Below are 21,127 nucleotides of genomic sequence, written 5' to 3'. Positions count from 1 at the left end.
GGACGACGATACCGAGGTTTCACCGGTGCCATGTGACCTCACCCGCCCGAAGTTTCTCGAACGGATGTGCTATTAGGGTGCTACTAGTGCGGCGCGCCGCGCCACCCCGACACCGGCAGCGCGAACTTCGCCACGAGCCGGTCCGTGAAGGACGCGTGGTGCAGCCGGGCGAGCCGCACCGGCACCGTGCCCCGGCGGACCTCCACCCGCGCCCCGGCGGGCAGCTCCAGCGTCCGCCGCCCGTCGCACCACAGCGCCCCGTGCGGGGTGCCGTTCTGCACCTCCACCGCCAGCACCGAGGTGGGCGAGGTCACCAGCGGCTTCGCGAACAGCGCGTGCGCGCTGATCGGCACCATCAGCAGCGCCTCCACCTCCGGCCAGACCACCGGCCCGCCCGCCGAGAAGGCGTACGCCGTGGAACCCGTCGGCGTCGCGCAGACGATGCCGTCGCAGCCGAAGCCGGTCACCGGGCGCCCGTCGATCTCCAGCACCACCTCGAGCATCCGCTCCGCGGACACCTTCTGGACGGCGGCCTCGTTCAGCGCCCAGTCCCGGTGCACCACGTCCCCGTTGGTCCGTACGAGGACGTCGAGGGTCATCCGCTCCTCGACCTCGTAGGCCTTCGTCACCACCCGGTCCACGACCTTGTCCAGGTCGTCGCGCTCGGCCTCGGCGAGGAAGCCCACCCGGCCCAGGTTGACGCCCAGCATGGGCACCCCCGAGCCGCGCGCGAACTCCGCCCCGCGCAGCAGGGTCCCGTCCCCGCCCAGCACGATCAGGAGCTCGCACCCGCCGAGCACCTTGGGCGTGCACTCGGCGACGAGCTCCACCTCGGGCGGCAGCGGCAGGTCCCGCGCCTCGTGCTCCAGGACCCGCACCCCGATCCCCGACCGCAGCAGCCCCTGCACCACGAGCTCGGCGCTGCGGATGGCCGCGGGCCGCCCGGTGTGCGCGACCAGGAAGACGGTCCGCGGCCCCGTGGGCTCCGCCGCCTCCCCCGGACCCTCCGGTTCCACCCGACCTGCTGAACCCGCTGAACCTGCTGACACATCTGTCACTGCGGCCCCTCCGCCACTGCACGGTCGACATCCCCCGGGTCGAGTGCCGGTGCCCCCGCCCGAAGCCACAGAAAGTACTCCACGTTCCCCGACGGCCCCGGCAGCGGACTCGCCGTCACCCCGAGCACACCCAGCCCCAGCTTCCAGGCCTGCGCCGCGACCTCCCGCACCGCCTCGGCCCGCAGCTCGGCGCTGCGCACCACACCGCCGCTGCCGAGGCGGTCCTTGCCGACCTCGAACTGCGGCTTCACCATCAGGACCAGGTCCGCGCCCGGCGCCGTGCACCGTACCAGCGCCGGCAGCACCAGCCCGATGGAGATGAAGGACAGGTCTCCGACGACCAGGTCCACCGGGATCCCGTCGATCAGCTCGACCGTCAGCTCGCGCACGTTCGTACGGTCCTTGACGGTGACCCGCTCGTCGCTCTGCAGCGACCAGGCGAGCTGCCCGTAGCCGACGTCGACGGCGACGACGTGGGCCACGCCCGCGCGCAGCAGCACGTCGGTGAAACCGCCGGTCGAGGCCCCCGCGTCCAGCGCCCGGCGGCCCTCGACGGCCAGCCCCTGCGGCTGGAAGGCCGCGAGCGCGCCGGCCAGCTTGTGGCCGCCGCGCGAGACGTAGTCGGGGTCGCTGTCGTCCTTGAGGACGACGAGGGCCGCGCTGGTCTCGACCTGGGTGGCCGGCTTGGTGGCGGTGGTACCGCCCACGGTCACCCGGCCCGCGGCGATCAGCTGGGCCGCGTGCTCGCGCGAGCGGGCCATGCTGCGGCGTACCAGTTCGGCGTCCAGGCGGCGGCGTGCCACTCCTGCCACGTTCGGTTCAGCTCCTGTTTTCGTAAGGTCCGGGGACGGGCGGTGCGTCCAGCGCGTCCAGCGCCTCGCGCAGTCCCCTGTGCACATCCTCGTACACCAGGGCGTGCCCGTCCGCCGCCAGGTGGTCCGCGTCCGCCAGCCGCTCCAGCCCCGCGTCCACCCCGGCGTGGCCGGTGGGGGTCCGTACGAGGCCCAGCGGCGCGGGCCCGGCGGGCTCGCCGCCCGGCTCGGCCGGCTCGGCCGGCTCGGCGCCCGGCCCGGCCGCGGGCTCCTGGGGGACGTCCGGAACGCTCCCGGACACTGCGTCGGTCATGCCACGACGCTACCCCGAAGCGCGGCCGTCACCACCCGCGGCTCTGCGGTACGGTCGTGATCACCATGGCTACGATCCAGGAGTGCCGCACGGCACTCGACCGACTCTCCGACAACCTGGCGGGGGCCGACGGCGACGTACGCGGCGCGACCGCCCTCGACCGCTCGCTGAGCTGCCACATCACGGACCTCGACGAGACCTTCTCCGGCCGCCTCGACGGCGGCCGGATCCGGGTGGAGGCGCTCACCCCCGGCCCGCCCCGCGCCAAGGCCGAGATCCGGCTGGCGATGACCGGCGACGACCTGGTCGCGCTGGTCGGCGGCGAGCTGAAGTTCGCCAGGGCCTGGGCCTCCGGCCGGGTCCGCCTCGAGGCCGGCTTCCGCGACCTGCTGCGCCTCAAGAGCCTGCTGTAGAGGAGCCGGCCGCGGCCTAGCCGCTAGACCGCGGCCTTCGTACGGGCGTGCCGTCCGGCCGGGACCACCAGCGGCGTTCCGGTCTCCGGGTCGTCGATGATCTGGCAGCGCACCCCGAACACCTCCTCCACCAGCTCGGCGGTGACCACCTCGGCCGGCGGGCCCTCGGCGACGACCACGCCCCCGCGCAGGGCGATCAGGTGCGTCGCGTAGCGGGCCGCGTGGTTGAGGTCGTGCAGCACCGCCACCAGGGTCCGGCCCTGGTTCTCGTGGAGTTCCGCGCACAGGTCGAGCACGTCGAGCTGGTGCTGGATGTCCAGGTAGGTCGTCGGCTCGTCCAGCAGCAGCAGGGGGGTCTGCTGGGCCAGCGCCATCGCGATCCACACGCGCTGGCGCTGCCCGCCCGACAGCTCGTCCACCGCCCGGTCGGCGAGCTCGGCGACCCCGGTGGCGGTCATCGACTCGACGACGATCCGCTCGTCCCGCTCCGACCACTGGCGCAGCAGCCCCTGGTGCGGGTAGCGGCCGCGCGAGACCAGGTCGGCGACGGTGATGCCGTCCGGCGCGATCGAGGACTGCGGGAGCAGCCCCAGCGTCTTCGCCACCTTCTTCGCGGGCATCGAGGCGATGGCCTGCCCGTCGAGGAGCACCCGCCCGGCGGCCGGCTTGAGCATCCGCGACAGCGCCCGCAGCAGCGTGGACTTGCCGCAGGCGTTGGGGCCGACGATCACCGTGAAGGAGTTGTCGGGGATCGCCACCGACAGGTCCTCCGCGATGACCCGCCGGTCGTAGCCGAGGGTGACGTTCTCCGCGCTCAGCCTCTGCACTTGCCCACTCCTCGTATCAACCGGCTTGTTCATATACGTCCCGCCTTGCGCTCCATGACGAGCAGCCAGAGCAGGTAGACACCGCCGACCAGCCCGGTGACCACGCCCACCGGCAGCTGGTCCGCGCCGAAGGCCCGCTGCGAGGCCAGGTCCGAGGCCAGCAGCAGCACGGCGCCCATCAGCGCGCCGGTCAGCAGGTTCGCCCCGGGCGAGCGCGACAGCCGCCGGGCCAGCTGCGGCGCCGCCAGCGCGACGAAGCTGATCGGCCCGGCCGCCGCCGCGGCCGCGGTGGTCAGCAGCACCGCGGCCAGCATCAGCAGCATCCGGGTCCGCTCCACCGGCACGCCCAGGGCGTACGCGGCGTCGTCGCCCATCTCGATCATCCGCAGGGCCCGGCTCTGCCCGAGGACCAGCGGGAACAGCACCGCGCAGGTCACCAGCAGCGGCCACACCTGCGCCCAGTCGCGCCCGGCCAGCGAACCGGTCAGCCACACCATCGCCCGGGTGGCCTCGATGATCTGCGCCTTGGCGATCAGGTACTGGATGACGGCCACGAGGACGGCGGAGGCCCCGATGCCGACGAGCACCAGCCGGTACCCGTGGATCCCCTGCTTGTACGCGAGGAGGTAGACGGCGGCGCCGGCCAGCAGCCCGCCGGCCACCGCGCCCAGCGCGACCTCGGTGGCACCGCCCTTGAAGACGACGATCACGACTAGCGCGCCGACGGCCGAGCCGTACGCGAAGCCGAGCAGGTCCGGCGAGCCGAGCGGATTGCGCGAGACGGACTGGAAGACCGCCCCGGCCATCCCGAGGGCCGCCCCGACGAGCACCGCGACCAGGACCCGCGGCAGCCGCAGGTCGTTGACGATGAAGTCGTCCGCGGGGGTTCCGTTGCCGAGCAGGGTCTGTACGACGTCCCAGGGGGCGATCTCGAAGTCGCCGGTGCCGATGAGCACGACGGCCAGCAGCAGCGTCGCCGCGGCGAGCACCACCCCGGTGAGCAGCGCGCGCGGCTCGACGCGCAGCGAGGTACGGGCGGGTCCGCGCAGGGCCCGGAGCCGGGGCTTCGGGGCAGCGGGGGTCGCGGTCACAGCTGGGCCATCCTCTTGCGCCGAACCAGGTAGATGAAGACGGGTCCGCCGATGAGCGCGGTGACGATGCCGACCTGGAGTTCGGCGGGCCGGGTGACGACCCGTCCGACCACGTCGGCGCCCAGCAGCAGCACGGGCGACAGGACCGCCGAGTACACGAGCACCCAGCGCATGTCGGGCCCGGTGATCAGGCGGACCAGGTGCGGGATCATCAGCCCGACGAAGACGATCGGCCCGCACGCGGCGGTCGCGGCCCCGCACAGCAGGGTGATGGCCGCCATGGCCAGGATCCGGGTCCGCGTCAGGTGCGCGCCGAGCGCCCGCGCGGTGTCGTCGCCCATGGCCATCGCGTTGAGCGGCCGGCCCAGCGCCAGCGCGAGCACGGCGCCGGCCGCGAGGAAGGGGGCGACCTGCTGGACGGTGTCCGTGGTGGCCGAGGCCAGCGAGCCCACCGTCCAGAACCGCAGCTTGTCCAGCGCCTTGCTGTCCATCAGCTGCACGGCGTTGATGTAGCCGACGAGCGCCGCGCTGGCCGCCGTACCGGCGAGCGCCAGGCGCACCGGCGTCGCGCTGCGGCTGCCGCCGAGCACGTAGACGAGGACGGAGACGACGGCGGCGCCGAGGAAGGCCCACCAGACGAACTCGGTCAGCGTGCTCGCCCCGAAGAAGCTGATCGCCGAGACCACGGCCGCCGCGGCGCCCGCGTTGACGCCGAGGATGCCGGGCTCGGCCAGCGGGTTGCGGGTCAGCGCCTGCATCACCGCGCCGGACAGGCCCAGCCCGAGCCCGACCATCACCCCCAGGACGGTGCGCGGGACCCGCAGGTCCCGTACGACCACGTCGTTGGTGGTGCCCGTGTAGTGGAACAGGCCGTGCCAGACCTCGCCGAGCGGCATCGGCTTGGCGCCCACGGCGATGCTCGCCACCGCGACCAGGGCCAGCACGGCGAGGGCGATCAGCAGACCGAGGGTGCGCGCGCCGTGACGTGGACGGGCCACGGGCAACGGGGGCGCATCCGGCTCGGTTTCGGGGGGACTCTCAGCCAACACGAAAGTTAGGTTAGCCTACCCTGCACCCTCCCCGATCATCCGAACGGCCCGGCTCAGAACCCGAGCTTCGCCAGCGCCTTCTCCACGTCGTGCGGGTAGACCCCGTCCCCGGCCCGCGACCAGGCCGCCGCGCACAGCGCCCGCAGCCCGTCGACCGGATCCCCGGCCGGCCCCCCGGACTCCCCGACCGGCAGCACGTCCAGGGAGCCGTCCGCGTGCACCGCGCTCCAGCCGCCGCACCGCCAGCCACCCGCGTGCTCCACCACCTCCGGCTGCCCCGTCAGCAGACCCCGCAGGTCCCGGTCCACATACGTCGGCCGGTGCCTCGGCTCGGCCCGCAGCAGCTGCACCGCGTCCGTCACCCCGGTCAGCACCAGCAGGGAGTCCACCTCCCCGTTGAAGGCGCCCTCGATGTCGGTGTCCAGCCGGTCCCCGACCACCAGCGGCCGCTCCGCGCCCGTCCGCAGCACCGTCTCCCGGTGCATCGGGGGCAGCGGCTTCCCCGCCACCTGCGGCTCCGCGCCCGTGGCGATCCGTACGACCTCCACCGCGGCCCCGTTGCCCGGCGCGATCCCGCGCGCCCCCGGAATCGTCAGGTCCGTGTTGGACGCGTACCACGGCACCCCGCGGTTGATCGCGTACGAGGCCTCCGCGAACCGCCCCCACGCCAGATCGGGCCCCCCGTACCCCTGGACGACCGCCGCGAGACCCTCCTCCTCGGCGGACTCCACCGGCACCAGCCCGCGCTCGCGCAGCGCCACCCGCAGCCCCTCACCACCGACGACCAGCACCTTCGACCCCGGCTCCACCTGCTCCGCGATCAGCCGGGCCACCGCCTGCGCGGACGTGATCACCTCACCCGCCTCGGTGGGGATCCCCAGCTCGCTCAGGTGCTCCGCGACCGCGTCCGGGGTCCGCAGCGCGTTGTTGGTGACATAGGCGAGGTGCATCCCGCCCTCCCGGGCCACGGCGAGGGACTCCACCGCGTGCGCGATGGCGTGCCCGCCCGCGTACACCACCCCGTCCAGATCCAGCAGCGCCGTGTCGTACGCCTGGTGCAGACTCCGCTCACTGCCCGCGGGACTGGTCCTGCTCTGCCGGGTCATCTGGCCGCTCCTTTTGAACCGTTACAACAACACTCGAGACCGTCAGTTTCCTACGATCGATCTTGTCCGAGTTTGCGCTACCCCGTCACTCCCCCGATCATCCCGCATGGCGAGAGCGTCTTACCATGCACCAATGACCACACCTGGCAACGCGGAGCACGGGCTGCGCCTGATCCCCTTCCACGGACTGCGCTACGTCCCGGAGCGCGTCGGCAGCCTGGCGGCAGTGACCTCACCGCCATACGACGTGGTCGTACGCCCCGACGGAGTCGACTACCTCGAATCCGCCGACCCGCACAACATCGTCCGGCTGATCCTGCCGCAGGCCGAGACCCCCGCCGCCCGCGACGAGAAGGCCGCCCGCACCCTCCACGACTGGCTCGCCCAGGGCGTCCTCAGCGCCGACCCCGAGCCCGCGCTCTACGTCTACGAGCAGCGCAAGGCCGGCCTCCTCCAGCGCGGCATCATCGGGGCCCTCGCCCTGTCCGCCGCCGAAGCCGGCATCGTCCTGCCCCACGAGGACGTCATGCCGGACGTGGTCACCGACCGGGCGGGTCTGATGCGCGCCACTTCGGCCAACCTGGAACCCCTCCTCCTCACCTACCGGGGCGACGGCCCGGCGGGAGCGGCCGGGGTCGTCGAGGACACCGCCGCCCGCGAGCCGCTGCTGTCCACGGTCACCGAGGACGGCTTCCGCCACAGCCTCTGGGCCATCACGGACCCCGCCGAACTGGCCGTCGTCACCGCCGACCTCGCGCACCGCCAGGCCCTCATCGCCGACGGCCACCACCGCTGGGCGACGTACCTGCGCCTCCAGGAGGAGCACGGCTCCCCCACCCCGTGGGACTTCGGCCTGGTCCTCCTCGTCGACACCGCCCGCTACCCGCTCCAGGTCCGGGCCATCCACCGGATGCTGCGCCGGCTCCCCCTCGCGGAAGCCCTGGCCAAGCTCGAGGGCTCCTTCCGGGTCCGCCCGGTCGAGGGCCCGCTGCCCCTGGCACTGGAGGCCCTCGCGGACGCCTCGGAGCGGGGCAACGCCTTCCTCCTCACCGGCGACGGCACCTTCCACCTGGTCACCGACCCGGATCCGGACCTCATCGAGCGCACCGTCCGCCACGACCGCCCCGAGGCCTGGCGCCGGCTGGACGCGACCGTGCTGCACGCCTCACTGCTCGACGCCCTGTGGCAGATCCCGGACGCCCCCGACCACATCGCGTACATCCACGACGGCGCCGCCACCGTCGCCATGGCCGAACGGCACGGCGGCACCGCGGTCCTGCTGCACCCCGTACGCGAGGAGGTCGTCCGGGACCTGGCCCGCCAGGGCGTCACCATGCCCCGCAAATCCACCTCCTTCGGCCCGAAGCCGGCCACCGGCCTCGTGCTGCGCAGCCTGGACTGACCGCCACCGCACCCCGGACATGCGGAAGGGCGGCACCCCCGAGGGGGTACCGCCCTTCCGTTCGTCCGGACGCTTACGCCTTGTCGCGCTCGTCGTCTTCCATGACCAGGATCTCGTCGGTCACGTCGACATCGGCGTCGCCGACGGACTCGTACTCCTCGTCGTCCTCGTCGTAGTACTCGGCCTGGTCGGCGGCGCGCTCGGCGGCGGCCACCTCGGCCGGGTCCTCGTCCTCGTCCTCGTCGCCCTCGTCGCCCTCGTCGCCCTCGTCCTCGGCGTCGTCGGCGTCCTCGAACTCCGCGTCGTCCCCGGCCGCCGCGGCGTCCACGAACTCCACGCCGTCGATCTCGGCCAGCCGGTCGGAGGCGTCCGTCGCCCCGTCCTTGTCGGCCTCGAGGGTCTTCGCGAACCACTCGCGGGCCTCGTCCTCACGACCGGCCGCCAGCAGGGCGTCGGCGTAGGCGTACCGCAGACGCGCGGTCCACGGCTGCACGGAGCTGGAGGCCAGCTCGGGGCTCTGCAGGGTCACGATGGCGGCGTCGAGCTCGCCCATGTCCCGCCGGGCACCGGCCGCGACCAGACGCATCTCGACCTGGGCGGCCTTGTCCAGCTTCTGCACCTCGGGCTCACCGGCCATGGCCAGCGCCCGCTCCGGACGGCCGAGGCCGCGCTCGCAGTCGGCCATGACGGGCCACAGCTCGACGGAACCGGTCATCCGCTTGGCGGCGCGGAACTCCGCGAGCGCCTCGCTGTACTTCTGCGTCGCGTACGCGGCGAAGCCGGCGGCCTCGCGCACGGCGGCGACACGGGAGGCCAGCCGCAGGGCGATGCGGGAGTACGCGTACGCCTGCTCGGGCTCCTCGTCGATCAGCCGGGCCACCATGACCAGGTTGCGCGAGACCTCCTCGGCCAGCCCCTTGGGCAGGCTCAGGAGCTCCTGACGCACATCGGCGTCGATCTCGTGCCCGGTGACGTCGTCGTCGATCGGAAGCCGCTTGACCGGGTCCCGGTCGCGGTCCGCGCGGAAGTCGCGGTCGCCACCACGGTCGTCACGGCGGAAGCCGCCACGGTCGCCACCACGGTCATCACGGCCACCACGGAAGCCACCACGGTCGCCGCCCCGGTCGTCACGACGGGGGTACGACGGGCGGTCGCCCCCACGGTCGTCACGGCGCGGGTAGGAGGGACGGTCGCCACCACGGTCATCGCGACCGCCACGGAAGCCGCCGCCACGCTCGTCATCACGACGCGGGTACGAGGGACGGTCGCCGCGGTCGTCACGACGGAACGAGGGACGGTCCCCACCACGGTCGTCACGACGCGGGAACGAGGGACGGTCGCCCCCACGGTCGTCACGGCGCGGGTAGGAGGGACGGTCGCCGCCACGGTCATCGCGACCGCCACGGAAGCCGCCGCCACGCTCGTCATCACGACGCGGGAACGACGGGCGGTCGCCGCCACGGTCGTCACGACGGGGGTACGAGGGACGGTCGCCGCCACGGTCATCGCGACCGCCACGGAAGCCGCCGCCACGCTCGTCATCACGACGCGGGTACGAGGGACGGTCGCCGCGGTCGTCACGACGGAACGAGGGACGGTCCCCACCACGGTCGTCACGACGCGGGAACGACGGACGGTCGCCACCACGGTCATCACGACGCGGGTAGGACGGACGGTCCCCGCCCCGGTCATCACGACGCGGGTAGGACGGACGGTCCCCACCGCGGTCATCGCGACCACCACGGAAACCACCACGGTCGTCATCGCGACGGGGGAACGACGGACGGTCGCCACCACGGTCATCACGACGGGGGAACGACGGACGGTCGCCACCACGGTCATCACGACGCGGGTAGGAGGGACGGTCGCCACCACGGTCGTCACGACCGCCACGGAAACCGCCGCCACGCTCGTCATCACGACGCGGGAAGGACGGACGTCCACCACGGTCGTCGTCACGGCGCGGGTAAGAGGGGCGGTCGTCACGACGGAACGACGGGCGGTCGCCACCACGGTCATCGCGACGCGGGAAGGACGGACGGTCCCCACCACGGTCATCGCGACGGGGGAAGGACGGACGGTCGCCACCACGGTCGTCACGACGGGGGTACGAGGGCCGGTCACCACCACGGTCATCGCGACCGCCACGGAAACCGCCACGGTCGTCATCACGACGCGGGAAGGACGGACGGTCGCCGCCGCGGTCGTCACGACCACCGCGGAAACCACCACCGGCGGGACGGTCGCCACCGCCGGCGGGACGACCACCACGGTCGTCACGACGGAAGCCGCCACCGGTCGGTCGGCCGCCACGGTCGTCGCGGCGGAAACCACCACGGTCACCGCCACGGTCGTCACGGCCCCCGCGGTAGCCGCCCCTGTCACCGCCGTCGTTGCGCCGAGGCTCGCGCTCCGGACGATCGTCGGGAGAGTTGGACATGGGTGTGACTCCTGTCTTCGGGGTACCGCTAGTCATTCTCGCGCAACCAACCCATGGCCGCGCTTCGGCGTAAAGAGGTACAAAACAAAAAAGGACCCTTGGTCCAGCGTTGAACGCTGGACCAAGGGTCCTTTGAAAGATTGTTCGGCGGCGTCCTACTCTCCCACAGGGTCCCCCCTGCAGTACCATCGGCGCTGAAAGGCTTAGCTTCCGGGTTCGGAATGTAACCGGGCGTTTCCCTAACGCTATGACCACCGAAACCCTATCGGTTTCGAGCGAACAAGCACACTTTGTAGTTATGTTCTAGCTCTAGAAACCAGCAACCGTTCGTTGCTTCAGAACTAACACAGTGGACGCGAGCAACTGAGGACAAGCCCTCGGCCTATTAGTACCAGTCAGCTCCACCCGTTACCGGGCTTCCACATCTGGCCTATCAACCCAGTCGTCTACTGGGAGCCTTACCCTCTCAAGGAGGTGGGAATACTCATCTTGAAGCAGGCTTCCCGCTTAGATGCTTTCAGCGGTTATCCCTCCCGAACGTAGCCAACCAGCCATGCCCTTGGCAGGACAACTGGCACACCAGAGGTTCGTCCGTCCCGGTCCTCTCGTACTAGGGACAGCCCTTCTCAATATTCCTACGCGCACAGCGGATAGGGACCGAACTGTCTCACGACGTTCTAAACCCAGCTCGCGTACCGCTTTAATGGGCGAACAGCCCAACCCTTGGGACCGACTCCAGCCCCAGGATGCGACGAGCCGACATCGAGGTGCCAAACCATCCCGTCGATATGGACTCTTGGGGAAGATCAGCCTGTTATCCCCGGGGTACCTTTTATCCGTTGAGCGACGGCGCTTCCACAAGCCACCGCCGGATCACTAGTCCCGACTTTCGTCCCTGCTCGACCCGTCGGTCTCACAGTCAAGCTCCCTTGTGCACTTACACTCAACACCTGATTGCCAACCAGGCTGAGGGAACCTTTGGGCGCCTCCGTTACCCTTTGGGAGGCAACCGCCCCAGTTAAACTACCCATCAGACACTGTCCCTGATCCGGATCACGGACCGAGGTTAGACATCCAGCACGACCAGAGTGGTATTTCAACGGCGACTCCACCATGACTGGCGTCACGGCTTCAAAGTCTCCCACCTATCCTACACAAGCCGAACCGAACACCAATATCAAACTGTAGTAAAGGTCCCGGGGTCTTTCCGTCCTGCTGCGCGAAACGAGCATCTTTACTCGTAGTGCAATTTCACCGGGCCTATGGTTGAGACAGTCGAGAAGTCGTTACGCCATTCGTGCAGGTCGGAACTTACCCGACAAGGAATTTCGCTACCTTAGGATGGTTATAGTTACCACCGCCGTTTACTGGCGCTTAAGTTCTCAGCTTCGCAACCCCGAAAGGTCACTAACCGGTCCCCTTAACGTTCCAGCACCGGGCAGGCGTCAGTCCGTATACATCGCCTTACGGCTTCGCACGGACCTGTGTTTTTAGTAAACAGTCGCTTCTCGCTGGTCTCTGCGGCCACCCCCAGCTCAGGAAGCAAGTTCCTTCACCAGTGATGGCCCCCCTTCTCCCGAAGTTACGGGGGCATTTTGCCGAGTTCCTTAACCATAGTTCACCCGAACGCCTCGGTATTCTCTACCTGACCACCTGAGTCGGTTTAGGGTACGGGCCGCCATGAAACTCGCTAGAGGCTTTTCTCGACAGCATAGGATCATCCACTTCACCACAATCGGCTCGGCATCAGGTCTCAGCCTTATATGAGGGACGGATTTGCCTACCCCTCGGCCTACACCCTTACCCCGGGACAACCACCGCCCGGGCTGGACTACCTTCCTGCGTCACCCCATCGCTTACCTACTACCACCTTGGATCGCCGGCTCCACCACTTTCCTTTCCCCGAAGGGTCCGGAACGGCTTCACGGGCTTAGCATTAATGGATTCGATATTGGGCGTTTCAAAGCGGGTACCGGAATATCAACCGGTTGTCCATCGACTACGCCTGTCGGCCTCGCCTTAGGTCCCGACTTACCCTGGGCAGATCAGCTTGACCCAGGAACCCTTAGTCAATCGGCGCACACGTTTCTCACGTGTGTATCGCTACTCATGCCTGCATTCTCACTCGTGAACCGTCCACAACTAGCTTCCGCTGCTGCTTCACCCGGCACACGACGCTCCCCTACCCATCACAGCGGGCGTTGGCCCTATTGCTGCAATGACACGACTTCGGCGGTACGCTTGAGCCCCGCTACATTGTCGGCGCGGAATCACTTGACCAGTGAGCTATTACGCACTCTTTCAAGGGTGGCTGCTTCTAAGCCAACCTCCTGGTTGTCTCTGCGACTCCACATCCTTTCCCACTTAGCGTACGCTTAGGGGCCTTAGTCGATGCTCTGGGCTGTTTCCCTCTCGACCATGGAGCTTATCCCCCACAGTCTCACTGCCGTGCTCTCACTTACCGGCATTCGGAGTTTGGCTAAGGTCAGTAACCCGGTAGGGCCCATCGCCTATCCAGTGCTCTACCTCCGGCAAGAAACACACGACGCTGCACCTAAATGCATTTCGGGGAGAACCAGCTATCACGGAGTTTGATTGGCCTTTCACCCCTAACCACAGGTCATCCCCCAGGTTTTCAACCCTGGTGGGTTCGGTCCTCCACGAAGTCTTACCTCCGCTTCAACCTGCCCATGGCTAGATCACTCCGCTTCGGGTCTAGAGCGTGCAACTCAATCGCCCTATTCGGACTCGCTTTCGCTACGGCTTCCCCACACGGGTTAACCTCGCTACACACCGCTAACTCGCAGGCTCATTCTTCAAAAGGCACGCAGTCACGACCCATTGGGTAAACCCAATGAGCGACGCTCCCACGGCTTGTAGGCACACGGTTTCAGGTACTATTTCACTCCGCTCCCGCGGTACTTTTCACCATTCCCTCACGGTACTATCCGCTATCGGTCACCAGGGAATATTTAGGCTTAGCGGGTGGTCCCGCCAGATTCACACGGGATTTCTCGGGCCCCGTGCTACTTGGGAGATTCTTAAGCAAGCCGCTGATGTTTCGTCTACGGGGGTCTTACCCTCTACGCCGGACCTTTCGCATGTCCTTCGACTACATCAACGGTTTCTGACTCGCCGACCGGCCGGCAGACCGATCAAAAGAATTCCCACAACCCCGCATGCGCAACCCCTGCCGGGTATCACACGCATACGGTTTGGCCTCATCCGGTTTCGCTCGCCACTACTCCCGGAATCACGGTTGTTTTCTCTTCCTGAGGGTACTGAGATGTTTCACTTCCCCTCGTTCCCTCCACATGCCCTATGTGTTCAGGCATGGGTGACAGCCCATGACGACTGCCGGGTTTCCCCATTCGGACACCCCCGGATCAAAGCTCAGTTGGCAGCTCCCCGGGGCCTATCGCGGCCTCTCACGTCCTTCATCGGTTCCTGGTGCCAAGGCATCCACCGTGCGCCCTTAAAAACTTGGCCACAGATGCTCGCGTCCACTGTGTAGTTCTCAAGCAACGACCAGCCACCCATCACCCTGCACCTCGAAAGGAACAAGTTCACTGGGGCCGGCATCGCGAAGATAAGACCTTACGGCCGTACCCTCAGATACCCAACAACGTGCCAGGCACGACCCTCCATCAGTGAGTCACTTTCCACGCCGAAGCAGTACTCGTGATCCATCTGGAAGACCGTGCCAAATAATCAACGTTCCACCCATGAGCTGACCGTGCAGAACATTTGTCTGCAATCGGTACTGTGCTCCTTAGAAAGGAGGTGATCCAGCCGCACCTTCCGGTACGGCTACCTTGTTACGACTTCGTCCCAATCGCCAGTCCCACCTTCGACAGCTCCCTCCCTTACGGGTTGGGCCACCGGCTTCGGGTGTTACCGACTTTCGTGACGTGACGGGCGGTGTGTACAAGGCCCGGGAACGTATTCACCGCAGCAATGCTGATCTGCGATTACTAGCAACTCCAACTTCATGGGGTCGAGTTGCAGACCCCAATCCGAACTGAGACCGGCTTTTTGAGATTCGCTCCACCTCACGGTATCGCAGCTCATTGTACCGGCCATTGTAGCACGTGTGCAGCCCAAGACATAAGGGGCATGATGACTTGACGTCGTCCCCACCTTCCTCCGAGTTGACCCCGGCGGTCTCCTGTGAGTCCCCATCACCCCGAAGGGCATGCTGGCAACACAGGACAAGGGTTGCGCTCGTTGCGGGACTTAACCCAACATCTCACGACACGAGCTGACGACAGCCATGCACCACCTGTATACCGACCACAAGGGGGGCACTATCTCTAATGCTTTCCGGTATATGTCAAGCCTTGGTAAGGTTCTTCGCGTTGCGTCGAATTAAGCCACATGCTCCGCTGCTTGTGCGGGCCCCCGTCAATTCCTTTGAGTTTTAGCCTTGCGGCCGTACTCCCCAGGCGGGGAACTTAATGCGTTAGCTGCGGCACCGACGACGTGGAATGTCGCCAACACCTAGTTCCCAACGTTTACGGCGTGGACTACCAGGGTATCTAATCCTGTTCGCTCCCCACGCTTTCGCTCCTCAGCGTCAGTAATGGCCCAGAGATCCGCCTTCGCCACCGGTGTTCCTCCTGATATCTGCGCATTTCACCGCTACACCAGGAATTCCGATCTCCCCTACCACACTCTAGCTAGCCCGTATCGAATGCAGACCCGAGGTTAAGCCTCGGGCTTTCACATCCGACGTGACAAGCCGCCTACGAGCTCTTTACGCCCAATAATTCCGGACAACGCTTGCGCCCTACGTATTACCGCGGCTGCTGGCACGTAGTTAGCCGGCGCTTCTTCTGCAGGTACCGTCACTTTCGCTTCTTCCCTGCTGAAAGAGGTTTACAACCCGAAGGCCGTCATCCCTCACGCGGCGTCGCTGCATCAGGCTTTCGCCCATTGTGCAATATTCCCCACTGCTGCCTCCCGTAGGAGTCTGGGCCGTGTCTCAGTCCCAGTGTGGCCGGTCGCCCTCTCAGGCCGGCTACCCGTCGTCGCCTTGGTGGGCCATTACCCCACCAACAAGCTGATAGGCCGCGGGCTCATCCTTCACCGCCGGAGCTTTCAACCCCCGCCCATGCAGGCAGGAGTGGTATCCGGTATTAGACCCCGTTTCCAGGGCTTGTCCCAGAGTGAAGGGCAGATTGCCCACGTGTTACTCACCCGTTCGCCACTAATCCACCCCGAAGGGCTTCATCGTTCGACTTGCATGTGTTAAGCACGCCGCCAGCGTTCGTCCTGAGCCAGGATCAAACTCTCCATGAATGTTTACCGGTAATCCGGTGCACACACACGTTGAGCGGGCACGTCATGTCGGAATAAGACCGACGCGCCACAACGTCCTCGCTGTGTTTGTTGCCTACGAGTACCCGAAGGCCCCGCAGGTCTTTTTCAAAGGAACCTCATCCACCGAAGTGGACGGGGTATCAACTTCTGGCGTTGATTTTTGGCACGCTGTTGAGTTCTCAAGGAACGGACGCTTCCTTTGTACTCACCCTCAGTAACACTTACTGGGGCTTTCCTCCGGGCTTTCGTTCTGTTCTGTTCTTGCGTTTCCGACTCTATCAGATCCTTTTCCGTGTCGTTCCCGACTCGGTTTCGAATTCCGATGGCCTTCGGAGGGGCCTTGCCTTTCGGCGTTGTCGCTACGTTAACGCTTTTCCCTTGCGGCTCATAATCGAGCCGGCCGGCAGAGAATTCGGGCATGCCGAATAGGACCCCGCCAGGGGTAAGTCGTAGGTAGTGGTTTGGCCGCTCTGGGGGTCTGCGGAAGGCAGTGCCCCGTTCAAGCGGCTCGGGCTACGTTAGGCGTCCCTCAGGGGCGAGTCAAGTTGGGCGGCGGCGTGGCGCGTGGGGGCGGTACGGGCTGACGGTGGGGTCGCCGGTGATCCAGTAGCGGTAGGGGTGGACCGCGCCGGCGCCGCTGACTCCGGTGCGGGGGCCGTTGCCCACCAGGTCGGGCGGGGTGGGGGTGCCCGCGAGGAGGGACAGGGGGGAGTCGGGGCCCCCGCAGAGGTCCGCGCCGTCGAGGGAGCGGTCGACGTCCAGGGCCGTGGCCAGACGGGCCGGGCCCTTGGCCAGTTCATGCGGGTTTCTGGCTGAAAGCCGACGTTTCGCGGCCAGCTCGGCGCCCACGGTCACCTCCCCCGCCCGCAGCAGCACCCCGCTCGCGTGGCCCGGCGGTCCGCAGACGAGGTTGAGGCTGAACCACATGCCGTAGATGAAGTAGACGTACGCGTGTCCGGGCGGTCCGAACATCGACGCGTTGCGCGCGGTGCGGCCCCGGTAGGCGTGGGAGCCGGGGTCGGCCGGGCCCTCGTACGCCTCCACCTCCGTGATGCGCAGTTCCAGGGGGCCGTCCGGAGTACGGCGGACGAGGATCCGTCCCAGCAGGTCGGGGGCCACGGTGAGGACCGGCCGGTCGAAGAAGGACCGGGGAAGGGGCGTACGGTCGGGGCGCGCGCTCATCCGGTCGAGCGTAGTGGAAGGCGCGCCCGTGCAACCGGGGCCTAAGGTTCCGCGTTGGTAAGGGGTAGTCGCGACGTAGTCGCCGGATCTGGTTGCCAGATCCTTGGATCCGTATATCCGTATAGGGGAGATTGAGCATGGGGTTCAGGAAGCTGTTCGCGAGCCTGGGTGCCGGTGGTGCCTCGGTGGACACGATCATCACCGAGCCGAACGTCGTGCCGGGCGGGATCGTCCAGGGCGAGGTCCGGATCCAGGGCGGGTCCGTCGAGCAGCAGATCGAGGGGCTCTCCGTCGGGTTGCAGGCGCGCGTGGAGGTGGAGGGCGGCGACAACGAGTACAAGCAGGACGTCGTCTTCACCAAGCAGCGCCTGGGCGGTGCCTTCAAGGTGCAGGCCGGCGCGCTGCACGTGGTGCCCTTCGGGCTGGAGATCCCGGCGGAGACCCCGATCACCCACTTCGGGGGCCAGCCGCTGCACGGGATGAACATCGGGGTCAGCACCGAGCTGGAGATCGCGCGCGCGGTGGACGCGGGCGACCTGGACCCGATCAACGTGCACCCGGTGCCGGCGCAGCAGGCGATCCTGGACGCGTTCCGGCAGCTGGGCTTCACCTTCCGCAGCGCGGACATGGAGCGGGGGCACATCCGCGGGACGCGGCAGACGCTGCCGTTCTACCAGGAGATCGAGTTCCTGCCGCCGTCGCAGTACCGGGGGCTGAACCAGGTCGAGCTGACCTTCGTCTCCGACGGGCACGAGATGGACGTCGTGCTGGAGATGGACAAGAAGCCGGGGCTGTTCAGCGAGGGCAGCGACACCTACCGCTGCTTCCAGGTGGGGCTGCAGTCGTACCAGGGGACCGACTGGGCGGCGTACCTGAACCAGTGGATCGCCTCGGTCGGTTCGCAGCGCAACTGGTTCTAGGCTCGGGCCCGTACGCGTTTCCGAGCAGGAGGTACAGCAGTGGCCGAGCAGAGCAGGGCTCCTCTTCCGCACGACTTCCACCCCGAGGTGCACGCCTTCTCCGTGAGCAGCGCGGATCTCGCGCCGGGTGCGGAGCTGGGCGAGGCCCAGGTGCTGCGGGGCGGGAACGTCTCTCCGCAGCTGCGGTGGGAGGGCTTCCCCGAGGGCACGAAGAGCTTCGCGGTGACCTGCTTCGACCCGGACGCGCCGACGGGCAGCGGGTTCTGGCACTGGGTGCTCTTCGACCTGCCGGCCTCGGTCACCGAGCTGCCGGCCGGTGCGGGCGGCGGGAAGTTCGAGGGGCTGCCGGCCGGTGCGGTGCACGTGCGCAACGACTACGGGACGAGGGACTTCGGCGGGGCGGCTCCGCCGGCCGGGGAGCGCCACCGGTACGTCTTCACGGTGTACGCGGTGGATCAGGAGAAGCTCGGTCCCGGCGAGGACGCGTCCCCTGCCGCGGTCGGGTTCAACCTGCGCTTCCACACGCTGGGGCGCGCGCAGCTGATCGGTGAGTACGAGGCGCCGGCCGGCTGATCGTTCTCCCGGTGTTTGCCCGGTCCTGGTCTAAAGACGGCCAGGACCGGGCATTTTTATTGCGTTGTCCCGCGTGGCGCGCGCGGCCAGAGTGGTTGCGGGCCTTGCCGCCAGGGTGGTCGCGGGCCTGCACACGGGAGGTGGGCGAGATGCGGGACACGCTGGTACTGAACGCGAGCTTCGAGCCGCTGTCGACGGTGACGCTGAACCGGGCCGTGGTCCTGGTGCTCCAGGACAAGGCCGTGGTCGAACAGTCGCATCCCGAGCTGCGTGTGCGTGCGGCCACGATGGAGCTTCCGATGCCGCGGGTGATCAGGTTGTGCAGGTACGTACGGGTGCCCTTCCGAAGACATGCTCCCTGGTCACGGCGGGGGGTGCTGGTCCGGGACCAACACCGGTGCGCGTACTGCGGGAAGCGCGCGACGACCGTGGACCACGTGCTGCCGCGGGCTCAGGGGGGTGGGGACACCTGGCTGAACACGGTGGCGTCCTGCGCCGAGGACAACCACCGCAAGGCGGCGCGGACTCCGGAGGAGGCGGGGATGCCGCTCCTCCGGAAGCCCTTCGTGCCGTCCCCGGCGGACGCGATGCTGCTCGCCCTGGGGGTGCGTGGGCAGGAGCCGCTGCCCGAGTGGCTCGGGCGTTCGGCGTAGTCCCGCCGCTGCTCGCGCCCTGCTCCGGCCGCTGATTTCGCCGCGCTGGGCGACGTATTTTCCGTACGTCGCTCAGCGGAGCAGCAGCTGGACGATGGCCAGGATGCCGACCGCGACGATGACCCCGCGCAGGACGGTGGGCGACAGGCGGCGGCCGACCTTGGCGCCGATCTGGCCGCCGACGGTGGAGCCGACGGCGATGAGGAGCACGGCCGTCCAGTCGAATTCCGCGACGAAGAGGAAGAAGACGGCCGCGATGCCGTTGACGAGCGCGGCGAGCACGTTCTTGACGGCGTTGATCCGTTGCAGGTCCTCGTGGAGCAGCAGGCCCATGAGGCCGACGTAGAGCACGCCCTGTGCGGCGCCGAAGTAGCCCCCGTACGCGCTGGAGAGCAGCATTCCGGACAGCAGGGCCGGTCCGCCGTCGGGGTGGCCCGGATCGCCTCCGGCGGCTTCCTGGCGGCGGCGCAGGGCTGCGGCGAGGCGGGGCTGGAGGACGACGAGCACGAGGGCCAGGCCGATGAGGACGGGCACGATCGTGCTGAAGGAGTCCGAGGGCAGGGTCAGGAGCAGAATGGCGCCCGCGAGCCCGCCGACGAGGGAGACGGCGCCGAGCCGCACGATGCGGGCGCGCTGGCCCTGGAGTTCCTTGCGGTAGCCGATGGCTCCGCTGATGGAACCGGGCACCAGGCCGAGGGTGTTGGAGACGTTGGCGGTGACCGGGGGCAGGCCGGTGGCGAGCAGCACCGGGAAGGTGATCAGGGTGCCGGAACCGACGATGGTGTTGATGGTGCCGGCGCCGATTCCGGCGGCGAGGACCGCGAGCGATTCCCAGATGGACATGGACATGGACGGAGCCATCCCCTTTGCGTGAGTGAGTCGCCTCCCCGCCATGAAGGTCGAGGGGCCTCACTGATCATGCACGAAGGGGAGGGCCGCGTCAGTCGATGGGGGGCTGTTCGCGCCGGTCGGCGGAGCCGCCGGCCTCGGGGGCGCCCTTGCCGGGGTCCTGCGGGTTGAAGCCGGTCGAACCGCCGCCCAGGGGGCCGAAGTTGCCCATGGCGCCCGAGAGGCCCTTGAGCGCGTCTCCGATCTCGCTGGGCACGATCCAGAGCTTGTTGGCGTCGCCCGAGGCGATCTTCGGGAGCATCTGGAGGTACTGGTAGGCGAGGAGCTTCTGGTCGGCGTCGCCGGCGTGGATGGACTCGAAGACCGTGCGGATGGCCTGGGCCTCGCCCTCGGCCTTCAGGGCGGCGGCCTTGGCCTCGCCCTCGGCGCGCAGGATGGAGGACTGCTTCTCGCCCTCGGCGCGCAGGATCTCCGACTGGCGGACGCCTTCGGCCTGGAGGATCGCGGCGCGCTTGTCGCGGTCGGCGCGCATCTGCTTCTCCATCGAGTCCTGGATGGAGGTCGGCGGCTCGATGGCCTTGAGCTCGACGCGGTTGACGCGGATGCCCCACTTGCCGGTGGCCTCGTCGAGGACCCCGCGCAGGGCGGCGTTGATCTCCTCGCGGGAGGTGAGGGTCCGCTCGAGGTCCATGCCGCCGATGATGTTGCGCAGGGTGGTGACGGTGAGCTGCTCGATGGCCTGGATGTAGCTGGCCACTTCGTACGTGGCGGCGCGGGCGTCGGTCACCTGGTAGTAGATGACGGTGTCGATGTTGACGACCAGGTTGTCCTGGGTGATGACCGGCTGCGGCGGGAAGGGGACGACCTGTTCCCGGAGGTCGATCCGGTTGCGGATGGAGTCGATGAACGGAACGACGATGTTGAGGCCCGCGTTGAGGGTGCGGGTGTAGCGGCCGAACCGCTCGACGATGGCTGCGCTGGCCTGCGGGATCACCTGGATCGTCTTGACCAGGGCGATGAAGACCAGAGCCACCAGGATGATCAGGACGATGATGATCGGTTGCATGCGGTTCCCCGTGCCCTTCCGGCTGTCTGTGCTGCCCCGTTGAGCGGAGTC

General features: G+C 68.0%; 16 protein-coding genes, 3 rRNA genes and 1 pseudogene. 5 read left to right on the top strand and 15 right to left on the bottom strand.

What is annotated here, in order from left to right:
• Window positions 1-83: 83 nt before the first annotated feature.
• Genes OOK34_RS22155 through OOK34_RS22145 form a run of 3 tightly spaced genes read right to left on the bottom strand, consistent with a single transcriptional unit; the run spans window position 84 to window position 2,183 of the window.
• A complete protein-coding gene (locus OOK34_RS22155) occupies window positions 84-1,016 on the bottom strand; it encodes an NAD kinase (protein ID WP_267035596.1) in 933 nt (310 codons plus the stop codon).
• A 38-nt stretch (window positions 1,017-1,054) separates the two neighbouring features.
• Window positions 1,055-1,870 (bottom strand): TlyA family RNA methyltransferase, encoded by an 816-nt coding sequence (locus tag OOK34_RS22150; protein WP_267035595.1) that lies wholly within the window; start codon window positions 1,868-1,870, stop codon window positions 1,055-1,057.
• 7 nt (window positions 1,871-1,877) lie between these two features.
• Window positions 1,878-2,183, bottom strand: a complete 306-nt coding sequence (locus OOK34_RS22145; protein WP_267035594.1) for a hypothetical protein — start codon at window positions 2,181-2,183, stop codon at window positions 1,878-1,880.
• 65 nt (window positions 2,184-2,248) lie between these two features.
• Here OOK34_RS22145 and OOK34_RS22140 point away from each other — a divergent pair, with 65 nt between their 5' ends.
• Window positions 2,249-2,596 carry a sterol-binding protein gene (locus OOK34_RS22140; RefSeq protein ID WP_267035593.1) on the top strand — a complete coding sequence of 116 codons (348 nt, stop codon included), beginning with the start codon at window positions 2,249-2,251 and terminating at the stop codon, window positions 2,594-2,596.
• Between the two features lie 23 nt (window positions 2,597-2,619).
• On the opposite strand, the gene OOK34_RS22135 is transcribed toward OOK34_RS22140, so the two are convergent.
• From OOK34_RS22135 to OOK34_RS22120, 4 genes are all read right to left on the bottom strand, one after another.
• Entirely contained in the window at window positions 2,620-3,456 is an 837-nt protein-coding gene (locus tag OOK34_RS22135) for an ABC transporter ATP-binding protein (protein ID WP_267035592.1), read from the bottom strand.
• On the bottom strand, window positions 3,453-4,472 hold the full coding sequence (locus OOK34_RS22130) for an iron chelate uptake ABC transporter family permease subunit (RefSeq protein WP_267036863.1): 1,020 nt from the start codon (window positions 4,470-4,472) through the stop codon (window positions 3,453-3,455). The genes OOK34_RS22135 and OOK34_RS22130 overlap by 4 nt, the downstream gene beginning before the upstream one ends.
• A 38-nt stretch (window positions 4,473-4,510) precedes the next feature.
• Complete coding sequence (locus tag OOK34_RS22125; RefSeq protein WP_267035591.1) at window positions 4,511-5,512, bottom strand: iron ABC transporter permease; 1,002 nt, start codon at window positions 5,510-5,512, stop codon at window positions 4,511-4,513.
• A 104-nt stretch (window positions 5,513-5,616) separates the two neighbouring features.
• Window positions 5,617-6,669, bottom strand: a complete 1,053-nt coding sequence (locus OOK34_RS22120) for an HAD-IIA family hydrolase (protein WP_267035590.1) — start codon at window positions 6,667-6,669, stop codon at window positions 5,617-5,619.
• A gap of 133 nt (window positions 6,670-6,802) precedes the next feature.
• Here OOK34_RS22120 and OOK34_RS22115 point away from each other — a divergent pair, with 133 nt between their 5' ends.
• Entirely contained in the window at window positions 6,803-8,071 is a 1,269-nt protein-coding gene (locus OOK34_RS22115) for a DUF1015 domain-containing protein (RefSeq protein ID WP_267035589.1), read from the top strand.
• 73 nt (window positions 8,072-8,144) lie between these two features.
• Here OOK34_RS22115 and OOK34_RS22110 read toward each other — a convergent pair whose 3' ends face one another.
• The 6 genes and pseudogenes from OOK34_RS22110 to OOK34_RS22085 form a co-directional block, all read right to left on the bottom strand.
• Window positions 8,145-9,017, bottom strand: a complete 873-nt coding sequence (locus tag OOK34_RS22110; RefSeq protein ID WP_267036862.1) for a tetratricopeptide repeat protein — start codon at window positions 9,015-9,017, stop codon at window positions 8,145-8,147.
• A gap of 177 nt (window positions 9,018-9,194) precedes the next feature.
• Window positions 9,195-10,547, bottom strand: a pseudogene (locus OOK34_RS22105) (hypothetical protein); the annotation flags it as partial.
• Between the two features lie 106 nt (window positions 10,548-10,653).
• Window positions 10,654-10,770 (bottom strand): 5S ribosomal RNA (gene rrf, locus OOK34_RS22100).
• A 106-nt stretch (window positions 10,771-10,876) separates the two neighbouring features.
• Window positions 10,877-14,000, bottom strand: a 23S ribosomal RNA gene (locus OOK34_RS22095).
• Between the two features lie 287 nt (window positions 14,001-14,287).
• Window positions 14,288-15,812: ribosomal RNA gene (locus OOK34_RS22090) — 16S ribosomal RNA — on the bottom strand.
• The 16S, 23S and 5S rRNA genes sit together here, the layout of an rRNA operon.
• Window positions 15,813-16,373: 561 nt before the next feature.
• Window positions 16,374-17,015, bottom strand: a complete 642-nt coding sequence (locus OOK34_RS22085; protein WP_267035588.1) for a DNA-3-methyladenine glycosylase — start codon at window positions 17,013-17,015, stop codon at window positions 16,374-16,376.
• 137 nt (window positions 17,016-17,152) lie between these two features.
• On the opposite strand from OOK34_RS22085, the gene OOK34_RS22080 reads away from it, so the two are divergent.
• The 3 genes from OOK34_RS22080 (at window position 17,153) to OOK34_RS22070 (ending at window position 19,161) form a co-directional block, all read left to right on the top strand.
• A complete protein-coding gene (locus OOK34_RS22080) occupies window positions 17,153-17,935 on the top strand; it encodes a sporulation protein (RefSeq protein ID WP_267035587.1) in 783 nt (260 codons plus the stop codon).
• Window positions 17,936-17,974: 39 nt separating this feature from the next.
• The gene (locus OOK34_RS22075; protein ID WP_267035586.1) at window positions 17,975-18,508 is read left to right on the top strand and encodes a YbhB/YbcL family Raf kinase inhibitor-like protein; all 534 of its coding nucleotides are present in this window, start codon (window positions 17,975-17,977) and stop codon (window positions 18,506-18,508) included.
• Window positions 18,509-18,657: 149 nt separating this feature from the next.
• A complete protein-coding gene (locus OOK34_RS22070; protein ID WP_267035585.1) occupies window positions 18,658-19,161 on the top strand; it encodes an HNH endonuclease in 504 nt (167 codons plus the stop codon).
• A gap of 72 nt (window positions 19,162-19,233) precedes the next feature.
• Here OOK34_RS22070 and OOK34_RS22065 read toward each other — a convergent pair whose 3' ends face one another.
• Window positions 19,234-20,004, bottom strand: a complete 771-nt coding sequence (locus OOK34_RS22065) for a sulfite exporter TauE/SafE family protein (protein ID WP_267036861.1) — start codon at window positions 20,002-20,004, stop codon at window positions 19,234-19,236.
• A 97-nt stretch (window positions 20,005-20,101) separates the two neighbouring features.
• On the bottom strand, window positions 20,102-21,076 hold the full coding sequence (locus OOK34_RS22060) for an SPFH domain-containing protein (protein WP_267035584.1): 975 nt from the start codon (window positions 21,074-21,076) through the stop codon (window positions 20,102-20,104).
• Between the last annotated feature and the right edge of the window lie 51 nt (window positions 21,077-21,127).

The organism is Streptomyces sp. NBC_00091, assembly GCF_026343185.1.
GTDB lineage: Bacteria > Actinomycetota > Actinomycetes > Streptomycetales > Streptomycetaceae > Streptomyces.
This window is presented reverse-complemented; position numbering and strand designations above follow the sequence as displayed.